Genomic DNA, 16,835 nt, shown 5'->3' on the forward strand with positions numbered 1-16,835 from the left:
GACAGTGGGTGTGGTAGAACAAGCTAAGTTGTTTGGCTGCGTTATTAGCGGAATGCCTCTTTTACGGATGGAGTTGCCTTGATGTTGAGACGTTCAAACAGGTCAAATGACGTTGATCCGAAGGTCATTCCTTTTGGTACCTGTCCGGCAAAAACCTATCTGAGGCCCAACGGCGATATTGTCCAAGGGCGTTCAGTGCTTAATCACTGTCAAATCGTGGGCGAGGTTGCCAAGGAAATCATTGCTCGCTATCCCTCAGAAATTGGGCGTGAGCTTTTCCCCCCGGGAGCGGCTATGGCTGCGGGGGCGCATGATATCGGCAAGGTCAGTCCCTGTTTCGCTGAAAAGATCCGGCAGGCATGTAAGCCCGGAGCGGCCAGCTTTGAACCCTTGCCTAACGTAAATCCGTCGCTTGAATCAGCGTGGGGCGGTCATGCGGGAGTCAGTCAAGTCACGGCGAAAGCGATTGGCGCGCCGGAGTTTGTGCCGGAGATTCTGGGGCAACACCATGGATTCGCTCCCCCTGTTCAAGGTAGACGAGCCGGAGACGAGGTCTTTGGTGGGCCGGGATGGCAGCGAGAAAGAGCGTCTCTCGTTTCTGAACTGAAATCACGATTGGACGCTGACTGGCCTATCTTGAAATCGATGCCGCAAGCACGCCTCGTGGCAGGATTGACCTCCGTCGCCGACTGGATTGGTTCCGGGGAGTTTTTTGAAGACCCCGAATCACCCTGGCAAGAGAATATAGGCCGCTCAGTCGATGCAGCAGGGCTTATACCACCTACGTACCGCCAGGGCCTGAGCTTTGATCAGGTTTTTCCATTTCCACCCAATGACGTCCAGCAGCAGTTAATCGATCAGGTAACCCTCCCCGGTGTTTATGTGCTGGAGGCCCCGATGGGGCTGGGAAAAACCGAAGCTGCCTTATATGCCGCCTATCGCATGCTGGAACAATGCCGTGCCACGGGAATTTACTTCGCCCTGCCGACGCAACTGACATCGAACAAGATTTTCGACCGCTTCAATGCGTTTCTCTGCGAGGTTTTGGCTGAGGACTGTTCCCATCGTTCGTTGTTGTTGCATGGAAATGCCTGGTTGCTGGATACGGATATGGGGGAAGAGGGGCGCCCTGGCGGCGCATGGTTCAACCATGCCAAGCGAGGTCTCTTGGCGCCTTTTGCCGTGGGCACTATTGATCAGGCGTTGATGGCGGCAATGAATGTAAAGCACGGATTTGTTCGCGCATTTGGACTGGCAGGGAAGGTTGTGATTCTCGACGAAGTTCATTCCTATGATGCCTTCACAGGGACGTTACTGGATGCGTTGGTCGAACTCCTGCGGGCACTGCACTGTACGGTCATCATACTCAGCGCGACGCTCAGCCGAGAGCGCCGCCAGCAGCTTCTGGCTTGTAAACTTTGTTGTGACAGCTACCCGCTGATTACTGCACTGCCAGCGTCAGAGGCGGCCAGTGAACTGCCAGTGCCAGTGGATGCCAGCAGGCAAGTTTCTATCCGTCTATTGGATGACGAACCGCGCGCGCTTCAAGAAGCACTGGAGAGAGCCGAAACCGGTCAACAGGTATTGTGGCTAGAAAATACCGTTACAGAGGCGCAGCAGCGTTACCTTGATTTGGCCGCGAGGGCGGCAGAGATGGGGGTCGCTTGCGGTCTTTTGCACTCGCGATTCATCCCGGATGATCGGCAGTCTATTGAGAATCAGTGGGTGAGCCTGTTTGGTAAAGGCGGTTGGAGCAAGCGACAGAATCAGGGGCGTATTCTGGTCGGCACTCAGGTGTTGGAGCAGTCACTGGATATTGATGCGGACTTTATGGTTAGCCGCTTCGCTCCAACCGATATGCTTTTTCAGCGCTTGGGCCGCTTATGGCGTCACGACAAAACACCCAGGAAGGATTCCGCCGTTTGCGAAGCATGGCTACTGGTCCCTTCGTTGAGACAGGCCATTGTGTCTCCTGAGAAGGCCTTTGGTTCCAGCGCCTTCGTCTACAGCGCCTACGTGTTATGTCGAAGCCTGGAAGTGTGGCAGCCCCTAAGCGCACTGACTCTTCCGAAGGACATTCGTCCACTGATCGAACAAACCTATATCGCTCGTGAAGAACAGGGTCAGATGGCCCGTTGGCTGGCGGATCTGGATAACGGCACGCGTTGGCGTACTGGCCGGAATGCGATGCGGCAGCTCGCCAGGGTCACCCTGGCAGACGTCGGAAATACGCTGCCGGAAAGCAAAGCACAGACTCGCTATAGCGAATCCGAAACTTGCGAGGTGCTGTTGTTAAGACAGATGACTCGGATCCCCAGCGAGAAGCGGACTCTGCTGACGCTCATGAATGGGAAGCAGTGTTCGTTGCCTTGGCAAAGAAACATGCTGGGTCGCAAAGAGTGGCGTGCGTTAAGCGCCACGTTGATGCGCCAGGTTGTTACCGTGCGGGTGCATGATGCACCGCAGAAGTTATCGCTTAGGACCCTGGAGAATTTTGCGTTGCAGCTCTGTTTCTACCTAGGCAACCAGGCGCAAGAGGAATCAATTCTGCGGGTGGCATTGGTTGATGAAGCGGGGGGGCTCAAGGGTGTTGAGGGTGCCCCCTTGCACGAAAAATATGGGTTGGATTATCGCAATGACCTCGGCTATCGGGTCATTAAGAACTAAGGGTCGATGTTTATGGAAAACCATTTCAACTTGGTGGATGAACCCTGGATCCCCGTTGCCGACCATGGTTTGGTCAGCTTGAGGGATATTTTCGTCCATCCTGAATACCGCAGCCTGGGCGGCAATCCGGTGCAGAAGATTGCACTCATGAAGCTGCTGCTGGCGATCGCCCAAGCGGCGGCTACGCCCGAGAACGAGCAGGATTGGAAATCGCTTGGTGCGGCAGGGCTCGCAGAGCGATGCCTTGAATATTTGGAACGCTGGCGCGACCGGTTTTATTTGTATGGGGAACAGCCATTCTTGCAGATGCCAGCCATTGCAGCGGCCAAGGTTCAGGATTTTGGTGCTGTGCTACCGCAAATATCCACCGGTAACACGACCGTACTGAGCCAAATTCAAGTTCAGAGACCACTTGATGAGGCGGAGAAGGCGCTGACGCTCCTTTCTCTGATGGGATTCGCGTTGGCAGGGAAGAAAACGGATAACAGCGTGGTGTTATCGGAAGGCTACCAAGGCAAGTGCAATGAGAAGGGAAGGCCATCCTCAAGCAAGCCCGGTCCTTCTGTCGCTTATATGGGACTGCTGCACAATTTTCTGGTTGGACAAAACCTGTTGGAGAGTTTGTGGCTCAATCTTTTGACCAAAAACCAGGTTGAGCAAATGCAAATGTTTCCCGCGGGTGTGGGTGTGCCGCCGTGGGAAAAAATGCCCGAGGGTGAGGATTGTCCAACCGCTCAGACGCTGAAGCGTTCATTGATGGGAAGGTTGATTCCCTTATGCAGGTTCTGCTTGCTGACGGACATGGGCATTCACTATTCCGAAGGCATTGCCCATGACGGATATAAAGAAGGTATGACAGACCCAACGACCGCGGTGAACTTCGCTGGAAAGCAGCCGAAAGCGCTATGGGTCGATCCGGAAAAACGGCCTTGGCGGGAACTAACCGCTTTGTTGGGGTTCCTGGGGCAAGATGGTTCTCAAGGCTTTCAAAGTTGGCAGATTCGTTTCGGCTTGGACAGGGCTCGCGAAGTTACGCGCGAATTTGCGCTTTGGTTCGGAGGTCTAAGGGTAAGCAGTAATGCAGGTGAACAGTACGTGTCGGGAAGTGATGATTTTGTCGAGTCAGCGGTTTGGTTGGATTCCGGCATGTTGGGGGAAGCGTGGTTCGCTCAGCTCAAACTAGAAATGGACGAGCTGGATCGACTGGCCAAGGGACTGTATGGGCGAGTCATGGGTTTTTTTAAAGAACAAAAGGTCGATGGAAGCACCATTGCGGCACAAGCCAGTCACCAATTTTGGCAGCGCTGTGAACGTAATTTCCAGCAACTCGTCGATAACTGCGATCAGAGCGACCATGGGCGAATTGAACGGCGGAACCTGCGCCGTCAGTTTGCGGGCTACGTCTTACAGATCTACGACCAGTTCTGCCCCAAAGAAACCGCACGGCAGCTCGATGCCTGGGCCAAATGCCGACCCAATAACAGCAAATACCTGAAGCAGGAGGCCTGAAATGATGGCGCAGACACAGGCTAGTTCACAACCTAGGTGGGAAGAGCGTTTCGTCAGCAGCGTTATTCAGCGGTGCCAAGTGGATAACGGGCTCGCAGCGCGGCTCCGGCGGGCGGATAACCCCGCCACCGAATATCAGAGCTGGGAATTGCTCGCTTCGTTGGGCGTTGATTTGGAAAAGGACTACCAGCGCTTGCCGTTTGTGACCATTGCGGCAGCGATCGCTAAATCCAAGAGTGATCGCAACGGTGTACTGACGTTGGGTCGTGCGGTGGCCGCTTGTTATGAAGACGGCCGGGAAAGCAGTCAGGCCAAGGCAAGGCTACGGCGGCTGCTGGCCTGCAACGACCTACCGGAAGCGTGCCGTATATTGCGTTCGCTGTTTTCCCTCATAGACAGCAAAGTGGGACAGCCTCTGGATTTTGTCCGGTTGTTGAAGCAACTGAGACGCTTTTCCTTTGAGGATGCGCGCAACAGGATCAAGGCCCAGTGGGCCCAGGAGTTTTATGGCCAGCCGGCAGAGGCAATGGCAGAAGGAGGTGGCTCATGAACATGATTGCGAGTGTGCTGCGTCTCGATCGCAAGGCGGTTAAGGAACTGCGTATAACCGATGCGTACTCTCTCCACCGGGTTGTTTACAGCCTGTATGACGACATACGGGATGAGGCTAAAAAGGGGGCCAGCCAGGGCAGTGGCATCCTGTTTGCCGATCAGGGGGGAGACTTTCATGGCCGCCGGATTCTGATGCTTTCAGATCGACAACCCGCAGCCTGCATAGAAAGCCAGTACGGCCAAGTTCAAAGCAAGCTTATCCCGGACGATTTTTTGCGTCACCGGCATTATCGTTTCAGGGTCATCGTCAACCCCACCCGCCGCGACAGCGCCAGTCGTAAATTGATTCCGGTGAAGGGGCGTGAGGCGATTGCTGAATGGTTTACTGAGCGGGCATCCAAAAGCTGGGGTTTCAGCGTCTCGCCCGAACATTTGCAGGTGGACAAGGTCGAAGTGCTGCGTTTTAACGATAAGCACCAGCACCCTGTCACCCTTTGTCAGGCCCATATTCAGGGTCAGCTACAGATTTCTGATAGTACCCAATTTGCTCGTAGTTTTAGCCAGGGCATCGGCAGAGCGCGCGCCTTTGGCTGCGGTCTGCTGCAGATTGTTCCCCTCATCGATAACCCTTTCGCCTGAATAAGGATACTTGTGATGACCAATGCATTCACGAATACCCGTGTCGAGTTCCATATCCTGCAATCCTTCCCGGTCACTTGCCTAAACCGTGACGATGTTGGCGCGCCGAAAACTGCCATTGTCGGCGGTGTAACTCGTGCTCGGGTAAGTTCGCAGTGCTGGAAACGCCAAGTCCGTCTGGCTATGCAGGACTTTGGTGTGAAATTGGCCGTGCGTACGAAGCATGCCGAAGCCCTATTCACCAAAGCCTGCCTGGAGGCGGGGGCGGATGAGGCAAGCGCAACGGCTTGTGGCAAGAAAATCGCCGACCAGTTGATTGATGACACATTGTTGTTTATCAGCGATACGGAGGCTAAAGCCTTTGCGGCCTATGCGAAAGATCAGGCTTTTGATGAAACCAAGTTGAAGGATAAGGAACTCGCCAAAGTTGCAAAAAAGGCGATTAACCCCGCTGTGGATGCTCTGGATATCGCCTTGTTTGGACGTATGGTCGCCAAAGCGGCCGACATGAATGTCGAGGCGGCGGCATCGTTTGCTCACGCCATCTCCACCCATAGAGTGAGCAATGAAGTTGAATTCTTTACCGCGCTTGATGACCGCCCAGTGGAAGCCGGCTCTGCCCACATGGGCAGTCTCGAATTCAATTCGGCAACCTACTATCGCTATGTCAGTTTGGATTTGGGGCAGTTGGCGCAGAACATGGCTGCAGATGACCTAAAAAAGGCGATTGCCGCGTTTACTCAGGCCTTGTTTGTGGCGGTGCCCCAAGCTCGACAGGCTACGCAGTCCGGTGCAAGCCCTTGGGAATTCGCCCGAGTCCAGGTGCGCAAAGGGCAACGTTTACAAGTCCCATTTGAAACCGCCGTCAAGGCCAAAGAGGGCGGCTATTTGCAGTCGAGTATCGAATCATTGAAAGGCTATTTGGATAAGAAAGAGAAACTATCCGGCTCCTTGTTTGGCAAGGTCGCCAGCTACGACTGGGGCGAAAATGACGACTTCAGCATCGATGACCTGGTTTCCGCGCTGCAAAGCCATGTGCACTGAGGTGGTCCATGAGTAACCCGTATTTGCTGCTTTGGCTGGAGGCCCCTTTGCAGTCCTGGGGGCACGACTCCAAATTTGGTCGGCGAGATAGCCTGGATTTTCCAACCAAATCGGGTGTGCTGGGGCTATTGTGCAGTGCCCGTGGCGCAGGGGGGGAAGAGTCCGAGTGGCTCAGTGAATGGGCCGACCAGGACATGGAGGTGTTGGCCTATGTTCCCAGAGACAAACAGGGTAAACCGATGGCTCGCCAGCCTCTCATGCGGGATTTCCACATGGTGGGCAGTGGCTATGATGATCAGGACCCTTGGATGTCGCTGATGATTCCAAAAACCAGTGAGGGGAAAAAGGCGGTGGGCGGGGGAGCCAAAATGACTTACCGCTATTACCTTCAGGATATGGCGTTTGCCGTCGCTGTTCAGGCACCGGATTCGTTGATTCAGGATGCGGCCGAAGCGCTGGTCAGTCCCGTATGGGATCTCTACCTGGGGCGGAAGAACTGTGTGCCCACGGAGTTTATCGCCCAAGGGATTTTTCCCTCGCTTGAAAAGACCGAGAGAGCTGCCGAGCAGTTGGCGATAAACAAGAACAGGGCTCTCGCGTTTCGGGTAAGGCAGGGCGAGCATGAAGGCGAAGTGCTTACCCTGAACGACGTCCCTCTGCAGTTCGGTGCGCATAAGAAATACCGGGACAGACGTGTCACTGTACAAAAAATGGAGTAACGCGCAATGGCTACGGGACAGCGATTGTTCGTTAAGGTCACCCGCGACTCTCTTCCTCAGGTCAAAGACAAATATCCGTTCATCTATCTGGAGCGAGGTCGCCTGGAGATTGACGACAGCAGCATCAAATGGATTGATTCGGAATGCAATGTGGTGCCGCTGCCAGTGGCCACGTTGAATACTCTGTTGCTGGGACCGGGCACCACCGTCACGCATGACGCAATTAAAACAGCGGTAGCGGCAAACTGCTCCGTATGTTGGGTGGGCGAGGACACGCTGCTATTTTATGCGGCGGGCTTCTTGCCTACGGCGGATACGCGAAACCTGAAACGTCAGATTGTGCTGTCAGCAAATCCCGACAAGTCAGTCGAGGTGGCATGCCGTATGTTCGCCAGGCGCTTTCCCGATGCTGACTTGGTGGGTAAGACGCTTAAGGAAATGATGGGCATGGAAGGTCATCGGGTGCGCGCTCTTTACCAGACAAAGGCTGAGGAGTATCAGGTTGGTTGGAAAGGGCGCAACTTCACGCCGGGGAAGTTCGCCCTCAGCGACCTGACCAATCAGGTTTTGACCGCGGCGAATGCAGCTCTATATGGCATTCTCTGTTCGGCAGTCCATAGCTTGGGCTATTCGCCACATATCGGATTTATCCACTCAGGAAGTCCTCTGCCGTTCGTCTACGACCTTGCGGATCTTTACAAGGAAAACCTGTGTATTGATCTTGCTTTTTCGCTGACGCGGGATATGGCAGGACGTTATGACAAACATAAGGTGTCTGCCGCATTTCGTCAGCGAGTGATCGACATGGATTTACTGGCTCTGATCGCGGATGACATCGCTGAAATGCTGGGGACAAGCCATGCTCGTCGTCGTCGCAAATGATTTGCCGCCAGCCGTTCGAGGGCGAATGAAACTCTGGTTTGTCGAGCCAAAGCCCAACGTTTTTGTGTCCGGGGTTAAAGATTCAGTTGCCGTCTACGTGGTTGATTACCTTTACAAACATTGCCCGCCGGAGTCGGGCATTGTCATATTCCGTTCCTTGCCAAGCCCACCTGGTTATGAAATCAGAACCATCGGACCAACAAAAAAGACGTTGACGACAATCAGCGGACTGCAGTTGGTTATCGAAACCCTTAACCACCATTAATCCCAATATGTTGCATGTTAGGGGGTGATCTTTAACAATTTGTTGGTGTCTTCCCCACGGGCGTGGGGGTGTTTCTGCCGTTGATTTCTTCCAGATCGATGAAAGAGGGTCTTCCCCACGGGCGTGGGGGTGTTTCCCGAGGTCCCGCGCTTCGCAGCAAGCGCCTGGAGTCTTCCCCACGGGCGTGGGGGTGTTTCTGACCCGCTGGCTACGGATTATTACCGCCCAACGTCTTCCCCACGGGCGTGGGGGTGTTTCTTTGTCCGCAAGTATGTACGGATTACATTTCGAGTCTTCCCCACGGGCGTGGGGGTGTTTCCGCTTTATCTGATCGATATGTTGGTCTGATTGGGTCTTCCCCACGGGCGTGGGGGTGTTTCCCAGGCGTATATTGGCTGAAATCGTTTGAAATTGTCTTCCCCACGGGCGTGGGGGTGTTTCCGTCGGTGTTGTAGTTGTCCACCAGCTGGATCTGTCTTCCCCACGGGCGTGGGGGTGTTTCTCCCACATGCACCTCGCGGGATTTCTCGGCATTGTCTTCCCCACGGGCGTGGGGGTGTTTCTTTCACGAAGGCACTTGAACCAGGCAGTAGATTGTCTTCCCCACGGGCGTGGGGGTGTTTCGTGGGAAAGACGCTGACTATTGATTCTGCGGATGTCTTCCCCACGGGCGTGGGGGTGTTTCTGCCGCTCATGCACTGGCGGTCCATATAACTGCGTCTTCCCCACGGGCGTGGGGGTGTTTCTCTGGCTGCGCAAGGCGTCATACTCGACGGCATGTCTTCCCCACGGGCGTGGGGGTGTTTCTCTTGGATTTAGCGGATCGGCGAACCTGATTGCGTCTTCCCCACGGGCGTGGGGGTGTTTCCGAGTTGAGGATTGAAACGATGTTTAGATTCTGGTCTTCCCCACGGGCGTGGGGGTGTTTCCTCGCGGAGAGATTGCATAGCGTTATACCTTGTGTCTTCCCCACGGGCGTGGGGGTGTTTCTATGTCCCTCCCTTTCTCAGTGGATCATCATCGGTCTTCCCCACGGGCGTGGGGGTGTTTCCGCCTCACAGCGGCCCCCACGGCGCGAGACGCGGTCTTCCCCACGGGCGTGGGGGTGTTTCTGGGGCACGCCTTGATCGCTAACGTAACGATGAGTCTTCCCCACGGGCGTGGGGGTGTTTCCGGATGAAGCGCTATGACTAGCTTCGTCGTCGTGTCTTCCCCACGGGCGTGGGGGTGTTTCCCATCAGACTGGCGCTCGCTCTGCTCTTCTTCGGTCTTCCCCACGGGCGTGGGGGTGTTTCCCTGTTTACGCGGCGCATCGACGAAAAGACCCAGTCTTCCCCACGGGCGTGGGGGTGTTTCTATAGATTATTAGGAATCAAAAAGCCTTCAACTGTCTTCCCCACGGGCGTGGGGGTGTTTCTACACTCCCTGCATTTAGAGTCGATACAGGCCCGTCTTCCCCACGGGCGTGGGGGTGTTTCTACACTCCCTGCATTTAGAGTCGATACAGGCCCGTCTTCCCCACGGGCGTGGGGGTGTTTCTCTCCGACGCCATCGCTAAGGCGCATGCGCAGGGTCTTCCCCACGGGCGTGGGGGTGTTTCTAGTTCGGTGTAAATGGTGTCGGTCATGTTTTTGTCTTCCCCACGGGCGTGGGGGTGTTTCTACCCTGGCTCTGTCCATGTGGAATTTTGCAGCGTCTTCCCCACGGGCGTGGGGGTGTTTCTCCCCTTGGCCTTGGTCAGATCCTGCTGGAGTCGTCTTCCCCACGGGCGTGGGGGTGTTTCCTGCATGGAGTTGTCGACATAGAGGGTCAGCATGTCTTCCCCACGGGCGTGGGGGTGTTTCCCCCCAGCAGCCAGTGAGCGGGAGGAGTGATGAGTCTTCCCCACGGGCGTGGGGGTGTTTCCCGCTCCACCTCTGCCTCAAGCTCGGCTATGTGGTCTTCCCCACGGGCGTGGGGGTGTTTCTCGATGCAGAGCGGACGGCGCCTGCCGTGGCAGGTCTTCCCCACGGGCGTGGGGGTGTTTCTGTATCTAAACAGCGCAGAGGCCTGGATCGATGGTCTTCCCCACGGGCGTGGGGGTGTTTCCGATTGTTCGATGCAGTCAGATGGCGGGTATTGGTCTTCCCCACGGGCGTGGGGGTGTTTCCTCGATATGCGGATTCCGGAAATCAGGCCATCGGTCTTCCCCACGGGCGTGGGGGTGTTTCCGCCTGTACGGCCTACCAGGGCGCCCAGCAAATGTCTTCCCCACGGGCGTGGGGGTGTTTCCTTCGAGTAGATGGAGCCTGGAGTGGATTCAAAGTCTTCCCCACGGGCGTGGGGGTGTTTCCAAAGCAATGGGCGGTAAACGTCCTAATCTCGGGTCTTCCCCACGGGCGTGGGGGTGTTTCTGATGAGCCGTTGGTAATCGCCGCCGAGAACGCGTCTTCCCCACGGGCGTGGGGGTGTTTCCATAGTCCCACAAAAATCCCATATTGAGAGTCCGTCTTCCCCACGGGCGTGGGGGTGTTTCCGCTTTTCTGATCGTCTTCGGTGCAGGCGTCGAGTCTTCCCCACGGGCGTGGGGGTGTTTCTGCAGACTGGCCATTGATAGCGCTGTCCGTCTCGTCTTCCCCACGGGCGTGGGGGTGTTTCCGACCATTGGTGCGCTCACTGTGATTGAAGGAGGTCTTCCCCACGGGCGTGGGGGTGTTTCTGGGGTTGTTAAATCTTGCGAGTTACCTCTTGAGTCTTCCCCACGGGCGTGGGGGTGTTTCTGTACAACCTACTTTCAACTGATCAAAACAAACGTCTTCCCCACGGGCGTGGGGGTGTTTCCGATTACACCGATGGATTGTGCAAGGATGGATAGTCTTCCCCACGGGCGTGGGGGTGTTTCTGTTTTACGTAACAAAGGATCAGGAAGTATTGTGTCTTCCCCACGGGCGTGGGGGTGTTTCTGGTACTACTCCAGCGGGTGCGAAATGGAACCCGTCTTCCCCACGGGCGTGGGGGTGTTTCTCTGCGTCCCATTCAGGGTCGCATAAAGGATCGGTCTTCCCCACGGGCGTGGGGGTGTTTCTAAAGCCCGATATTGTCCGAAGTGATCTAGTGTGTCTTCCCCACGGGCGTGGGGGTGTTTCCATGTTTGAGCAAATACAGAAGCCGTTGATGTTGTCTTCCCCACGGGCGTGGGGGTGTTTCTCTCGGCATGTCAGACGTGCCGGTTTTCCAGTGGTCTTCCCCACGAGTGTGGGGGTGTTTCCCAGTAACCGCAAGGCAAAAATAAGTCCATCGCAGATGAGCTTGAAAGCCATCAATTTACAATAGGCTTACTGGCAAATCGCGCACGGAGAACGTGGGGTGCCTGCCTCTTCCCCCTCTCCCCAACCCCTCTCCCGCCAGGGGCGAGGGGATTTTAACCCCAACGCCGACACTTGGCGCCAAGTGGTCTTTCTCCCCTTGCCTATGGCCGGAGAGGGGGCTCGGAAACGGTGTGCGGTCGACCGGTCTGCAATACATCATTCCAATAAGCACTTCACGGTTAGCTGGAAAAGCGGGCGGCCCCTTGCAGAGACTGAATCCGGCCTTCCCGTTTAAATGGGATAAGCCTCTTTTATTGAGCGTCCCTCAATGCACCGCATACGCCTTAGCCTTCCGAATCACCGACTTGCCATAGGTCGGTGCCGCAATGGTCCTTAGCAGGGCGTGGTTCACCAGGTTGGGGAGCACGGGCAGTGGCCGGTAGATGTCGACGATCAGCACGACGCGGGGCTCGCTGCTGTGGTTGATCACTTCGTGCGGCCAGAAATCGTCGAACAGCACGCCTTCACCTTCCTTCCAGACATAGGGCTGATCGGCCACCACGATACTGGGTGGGTTTTCCCGCGGTACCTTGATGCCAAGGTGGTAACGAAGATAGCCCAGGTAGGGGCCTTCGTGGCGGGGTACCGATTTGCCGGGTTCGAGGATCGAAAAGAAGGCCTGTACCTTGCCGGGTATCCGCTCCAGGACCCTGGCGGTTTCCGGGCAGCGGGCCAGGTTGTCTTCCAGCTTGTAGCCGAGCAGCTCGAGCATAAAGACATTCCAGCGACCAGCTGTCGTGCTGGAAATCTCTTTCGCGGGCGGATTGACGACATGGTACTCGGGCATATCGAGGTGTTCGCTCAGGAGGGTTTCCACTTCGGTGCGGATGGCGGGGTAAGCCGCTTCGAGATGGTGAAGGGCAGGGCAGTACTGATCGATATCGTAGTAGACGGGACGGCTGTCGCCGCCGATGTGGCGCGCCAGGTAACGGTTTACGGCCGATTTGAAACGATGATAGTCCATTATGCTCCTCCCAAATTGACGTCCGTCAGGAATTACTTTTCCACATCTTTGTCGTCGAGGGAACGTCAATCGCGAAATCGTGAACAACGTTATCGGTCAAGTTGTCGCCAAGTTGGCCGGCGTTAGCACTGTTTGGAATCAAGAGCCGAAATGCTAGTCCTCTCGGGTCTTGTGCGGCGATACGTAAAACTAACTAGGTGGCTATTAAAGAGTTGGCAATTAATGCGTCTGTAAATGGGTTGCCTTTTCAAGGAGTTTTCGCGCTGGCGGGCGGTTGCTGGCGTGCTCTTTGTGCAGAGCAATGACCCATGTCATGACGGGTAGGGGGGGCTTGGAACTTCAGTCCCAACTGCTTATCGAACCGGCTCGGTTCACGCCCGAAATCAGGACGAGGAGACCGGACCCAAAATGATTAAAGTGGAACAGCTTAGTCGGTATTACGGGAGCTTTGCGGCCGTCAAGGACGTGTCGTTCTCAATTCAGTCAGGGGAAATTGTGGGCCTGTTGGGTCACAACGGCGCCGGTAAGACCACCATCATGAAGATGCTGATGGGGTATCTGGAGCCTTCTGCTGGCGAAATATTCATTCAGGGGCAGGATCTGCAGGAGCATTCGCTCGACCTGCGGCGGGAGATGGGCTATCTCCCGGAATTGCCGCCCACCTATCCGGAAATGATTCTCTGCGATTACCTCGAATACGCCGCCCAACTGCATGGCGTACCGAAGGACAAGCGCACCGAAGCCGTACGTGTCGCGATGGAAAAGACGGCGTTGCTGGGCAAGGCCCTGCAGCCGATCGATACCCTGTCCCGAGGCTACCGCCAGCGCGTCGGGGTGGCGCAGGCCATTGTGCATAATCCCGCCATGCTCATCCTGGACGAGCCGACCAACGGCCTCGACCCCGCCCAAATCCAGCATATGCGTGAGCTGATTCGCGGTTTGCGGCGGGATGCGACGGTGATCCTGTCGACGCACATCATGCAGGAAGTGAACGCGGTCTGTGATCGGGTGCTGATCATCCGGAATGGCGAACTGGCGCTGGATGCCACCATGGAGGAGTTGAACAGGAGCAAGGTATTGCGCCTGGTCAGCGACGTGCCGGACGCCGAGCTGGGCCTGATCGTGCGGTCGCTGGGCATTGCCCGCGTGCGCCTTGAACAACGTCGGGGTACGCGTCACGAGTACCTGTTGTTCGTCGAGGAAGGGAAGGACGCGGAACAGGTGGCGGCAGAGGTGGCTGATCACCTTGTGGAACGTCGCCAGCGTATCTACGCGCTCACCCCGGAAACCCGCGATCTGGAAACCGTTTTCCGCGAGATCAATGAGCATGCGACGGAGGGTTCTCATGCCGCGTGAACAGAGTATTCGGAGAATCGCCCGCAAGGAGATCGGGCTCTTCTTCTCATCCCCAATAGCCTTTGTCTTCCTGGCCACCTTCCTGGCGGTGGTGCTGTTTGTCTTTTTTTGGGTGGATACCTTCTTTGCCCGCAATATTGCGGACGTTCACCCTCTGTTTCAGTGGATGCCGCTGTTGCTGATTTTCCTCGTTGCGGCGATCACCATGCGGATGTGGAGCGAGGAGCGTCGTAGCGGCACTATCGAGTTCCTGATGACGCTGCCGGTGACGCCGCTGGAATTTGTCCTGGGCAAGTTCCTGGCCTGTTTCAGCCTGCTCGGTATAGCGTTGCTGTTGACGCTGCCCCTGCCGATTACGGTATCCATGATCGGCAATCTCGACTGGGGTCCTGTTATTGGCGCCTACGTCGCCACCCTGTTCCTGGGGGCGGCGTATATTTCGATCGGCCTCTATGTCAGCGCCCGCAACGATAGTCAGATCGTCAGCCTGATTTTGACGGTTCTGATCTGTTTGGCGTTCTACCTGATCGGCTCCTCGACACTCACCGACCTGGTGGGCTATAAGGTCGGCGATTTCCTCAAGCTGCTGGGGACGGGGTCGCGCTTCGATTCGATTACCCGCGGCGTGATCGATATCCGTGACCTGTATTACTACCTGAGCATCATGGGTGTCTTCCTGACGCTGAATATCCTGGCACTGGAGCGTCAGCGTTGGACCACGGATCGCCGTAAGCCGCGCCATCGCCTGTGGTTCGCCGCGTCGACGCTGCTGATCCTCAACTTTATCGCGGCCAATGTCTGGCTCAGTCATGTCAACGGTTTGCGTATCGATATGACGCGGCATCACCTGTACTCGCTCAGCCCGACCACCAAACGTTATCTGAGCGAATTACAGGAGCCCCTGCTGATCCATGCCTATTTCAGTTCCAAAACCCATCCACTGCTGGAGCCGTTGATTCCGGAACTGGAAAACCTGCTCAAGGAGTACCAGGTGGCGGGTAACGGCAAGGTGCGGCTGCAGATTGTCGATCCGCAGAGCAACCCGGATGCCGAGGAGGCAGCGCGCAAGAAGTTCGGTATCCACCCGGTGCCGTTCGAGGTGTCCAACAAGTATCAGTCGTCGGTGGTGAACTCCTATTTCAACATCGTGGTGCAGTATGGCGATCAATATCAGGTGCTGGGTTTCCGCGACCTGATCGATGTGAAAGAGAGCGGTCCTGATCATCTGGATGTCCGTCTGCGCAATCCGGAGTACGACATCACCCGGGCGATCAAGAAGGTGCTCTACGGCTTCCAGAGTTCCGGTGACCTGTTCGCCAGCCTGCATCAGCCGGTCAACTTCACGGGCTATATCTCCTCCGACAAGGTATTGCCGGACAAGCTGGCCACGCTGAAGTCCGATCTTACCGACGTCCTGAACGAGCTGAAGAAGCAGGGCGGGGACAAGTTCTCCTTCGACTTCAAGGATCCGGATGCCGGTGACGGCTCTCTCGCCAAGCAGTTGCAGAAGCAGTATGGCATGCAGCCCATGGCGACCAGCCTGCTGAGCCAGAATACGTTCTATTTCTATATGATGCTGAACAACGGCAAGCAGCATGTGCAGGTGGCGATTCCGGACGCACTCGATAAGGCTGGCCTCAAGCACAATATCGAAGCGGGCCTGAAGCGTTTTGCCTCCGGCTTCACCAAGACGGTGGCTCTCTACACGCCGCCGCCGGTGGGCAATCCGTACATGCAACAGCAGGGGCCCAGTTTCCGGCTGCTCCGCAAGAAGCTGTCTGAGGATATGACTGTCGAGTCGACCACTCTGGAGTCCGGTCAGGTGCCTTCCGATGCGGATTTGCTGATGGTCGTCGATCCGTCCTCGTTGAACAAAAAGCAGCTGTTTGCCATCGACCAGTTCCTGATGCAGGGCGGTACGGTCGTGCTGGGGACTTCGCCTTACTCGGCGCATTTGACGCGCACGGCCCTCGATGCCCAGCCGCAGACGTCCGGTCTTGGCGACTGGCTGAAGCATAACGGCCTGAGCATTGACCACACGTTGGCGCTGGATCCCCATAATGCGCGGTTCCCCATCCCGATTGAACGCAAGGTGGGCAATTTCAGCTTCCGTGAAATCCGTCTGCTGGACTACCCGTACTTCCCGGATATCCGTGGCTCGGGACTCAACCAGCAAAACCCGATTACCTCGGGCTTGCCTCAGGTCACCATGAGTTGGGTATCGCCCATCGAGGTGAACGCCAAGGCCAACGCCAAGCGCAAGGTGACGGACCTGCTGAAAACCTCGCCACAGTCCTGGGTGTCCGGCTCGCTGGATGTCACACCCTCGGTCGATCAGGGTGGCGGCAGCGGATTCCAGCCCCAAGGCAAGCGGGCGTCGCGCCTGGTGGGTGTCATGGTGCAGGGACAGTTCAGTTCCTACTTCAAGGGTAAGGAATCTCCGCTGCTGGCGGCGGCAGAGAAGGCCGACCAGAAGAGCAAAGGCAAAAACGGCAAATCCGACGCGGATCAGAAGGATGTGGTTTCCAGTGTGATCGACAAGTCGCCGGATTCGGCACGGATCATCCTGTTCCCGTCCAACGAGTTCCTCTCGGATCAGACGTTGAACATCCTCAGTTCCGTGAATCGTTCGGTCTACCTGAACTCGCTGCAACTGGTGCAGAACGCTGTGGACTGGTCGCTGGAAGACCGCGGACTGCTGGCCATTCGCAGTCGGGGGCATTTCGCCAATACCTTGCCGCCCATGTCACAGGGGGATCAGGAATTCTGGGAATACCTCAACTACGGCCTGATCGTGCTGGGACTCCTGATCGTCTGGGGTGTCTCGCGGGCGGTGCGTCGACAACGCCTGCATCACTATGCGACGACCATGCAACTGGGGAGGGTGTGAA

11 protein-coding genes and 1 CRISPR repeat array are annotated in these 16,835 nt (G+C 56.4%); of the genes, 10 read left to right on the top strand and 1 reads right to left on the bottom strand.

Going from position 1 to position 16,835, the window contains the following annotated elements:
- Window positions 1-81: 81 nt before the first annotated feature.
- From cas3 to cas2e, 8 genes are read left to right on the top strand one after another with little or no spacing between them, the layout of a single operon-like run.
- Complete coding sequence (gene cas3 / locus CLR77_RS08700; RefSeq protein ID WP_097460231.1) at window positions 82-2,667, top strand: CRISPR-associated helicase Cas3'; 2,586 nt, start codon at window positions 82-84, stop codon at window positions 2,665-2,667.
- A 12-nt stretch (window positions 2,668-2,679) separates the two neighbouring features.
- Complete coding sequence (gene casA, locus CLR77_RS08705; protein ID WP_097460490.1) at window positions 2,680-4,176, top strand: type I-E CRISPR-associated protein Cse1/CasA; 1,497 nt, start codon at window positions 2,680-2,682, stop codon at window positions 4,174-4,176.
- Window position 4,177: 1 nt separating this feature from the next.
- The gene (gene casB / locus CLR77_RS08710) at window positions 4,178-4,726 is read left to right on the top strand and encodes a type I-E CRISPR-associated protein Cse2/CasB (protein WP_198962717.1); all 549 of its coding nucleotides are present in this window, start codon (window positions 4,178-4,180) and stop codon (window positions 4,724-4,726) included.
- Window positions 4,723-5,367, top strand: a complete 645-nt coding sequence (gene cas6e / locus CLR77_RS08715) for a type I-E CRISPR-associated protein Cas6/Cse3/CasE (RefSeq protein ID WP_097460232.1) — start codon at window positions 4,723-4,725, stop codon at window positions 5,365-5,367. Before casB ends, cas6e begins: the two co-directional genes overlap by 4 nt.
- Window positions 5,368-5,382: 15 nt before the next feature.
- A complete protein-coding gene (gene cas7e / locus CLR77_RS08720; protein ID WP_097460233.1) occupies window positions 5,383-6,411 on the top strand; it encodes a type I-E CRISPR-associated protein Cas7/Cse4/CasC in 1,029 nt (342 codons plus the stop codon).
- Window positions 6,412-6,419: 8 nt separating this feature from the next.
- Window positions 6,420-7,130, top strand: coding sequence for a type I-E CRISPR-associated protein Cas5/CasD (cas5e, locus tag CLR77_RS08725; protein WP_097460234.1), 711 nt, complete (start codon window positions 6,420-6,422; stop codon window positions 7,128-7,130).
- Between the two features lie 6 nt (window positions 7,131-7,136).
- Window positions 7,137-8,012, top strand: a complete 876-nt coding sequence (gene cas1e / locus CLR77_RS08730; RefSeq protein ID WP_097460235.1) for a type I-E CRISPR-associated endonuclease Cas1e — start codon at window positions 7,137-7,139, stop codon at window positions 8,010-8,012.
- The gene (gene cas2e / locus CLR77_RS08735) at window positions 7,990-8,277 is read left to right on the top strand and encodes a type I-E CRISPR-associated endoribonuclease Cas2e (protein WP_097460236.1); all 288 of its coding nucleotides are present in this window, start codon (window positions 7,990-7,992) and stop codon (window positions 8,275-8,277) included. The genes cas1e and cas2e overlap by 23 nt, the downstream gene beginning before the upstream one ends.
- 47 nt (window positions 8,278-8,324) lie before the next feature.
- Window positions 8,325-11,524: direct repeats of the CRISPR family, unit length 28 nt; unit sequence GTCTTCCCCACGGGCGTGGGGGTGTTTC.
- Between the two features lie 365 nt (window positions 11,525-11,889).
- On the opposite strand, the gene CLR77_RS08740 is transcribed toward cas2e, so the two are convergent.
- Window positions 11,890-12,588 (bottom strand): aspartyl/asparaginyl beta-hydroxylase domain-containing protein, encoded by a 699-nt coding sequence (locus CLR77_RS08740; protein WP_198962718.1) that lies wholly within the window; start codon window positions 12,586-12,588, stop codon window positions 11,890-11,892.
- Window positions 12,589-12,996: 408 nt separating this feature from the next.
- Between CLR77_RS08740 and CLR77_RS08745 the strand changes: the two genes are divergently transcribed.
- Both CLR77_RS08745 and CLR77_RS08750 read left to right on the top strand, forming a co-directional pair.
- Window positions 12,997-13,944, top strand: coding sequence for an ABC transporter ATP-binding protein (locus tag CLR77_RS08745; RefSeq protein WP_097460237.1), 948 nt, complete (start codon window positions 12,997-12,999; stop codon window positions 13,942-13,944).
- Window positions 13,934-16,834: a Gldg family protein gene (locus tag CLR77_RS08750; RefSeq protein WP_097460238.1), complete on the top strand. Its 2,901-nt coding sequence runs from the start codon at window positions 13,934-13,936 to the stop codon at window positions 16,832-16,834. Before CLR77_RS08745 ends, CLR77_RS08750 begins: the two co-directional genes overlap by 11 nt.
- Window position 16,835: the final 1 nt, after the last annotated feature.

It is taken from the genome of Mangrovitalea sediminis, assembly GCF_002514725.1.
GTDB classification, from domain to species: Bacteria; Pseudomonadota; Gammaproteobacteria; order Pseudomonadales; family Oleiphilaceae; genus Mangrovitalea; species Mangrovitalea sediminis.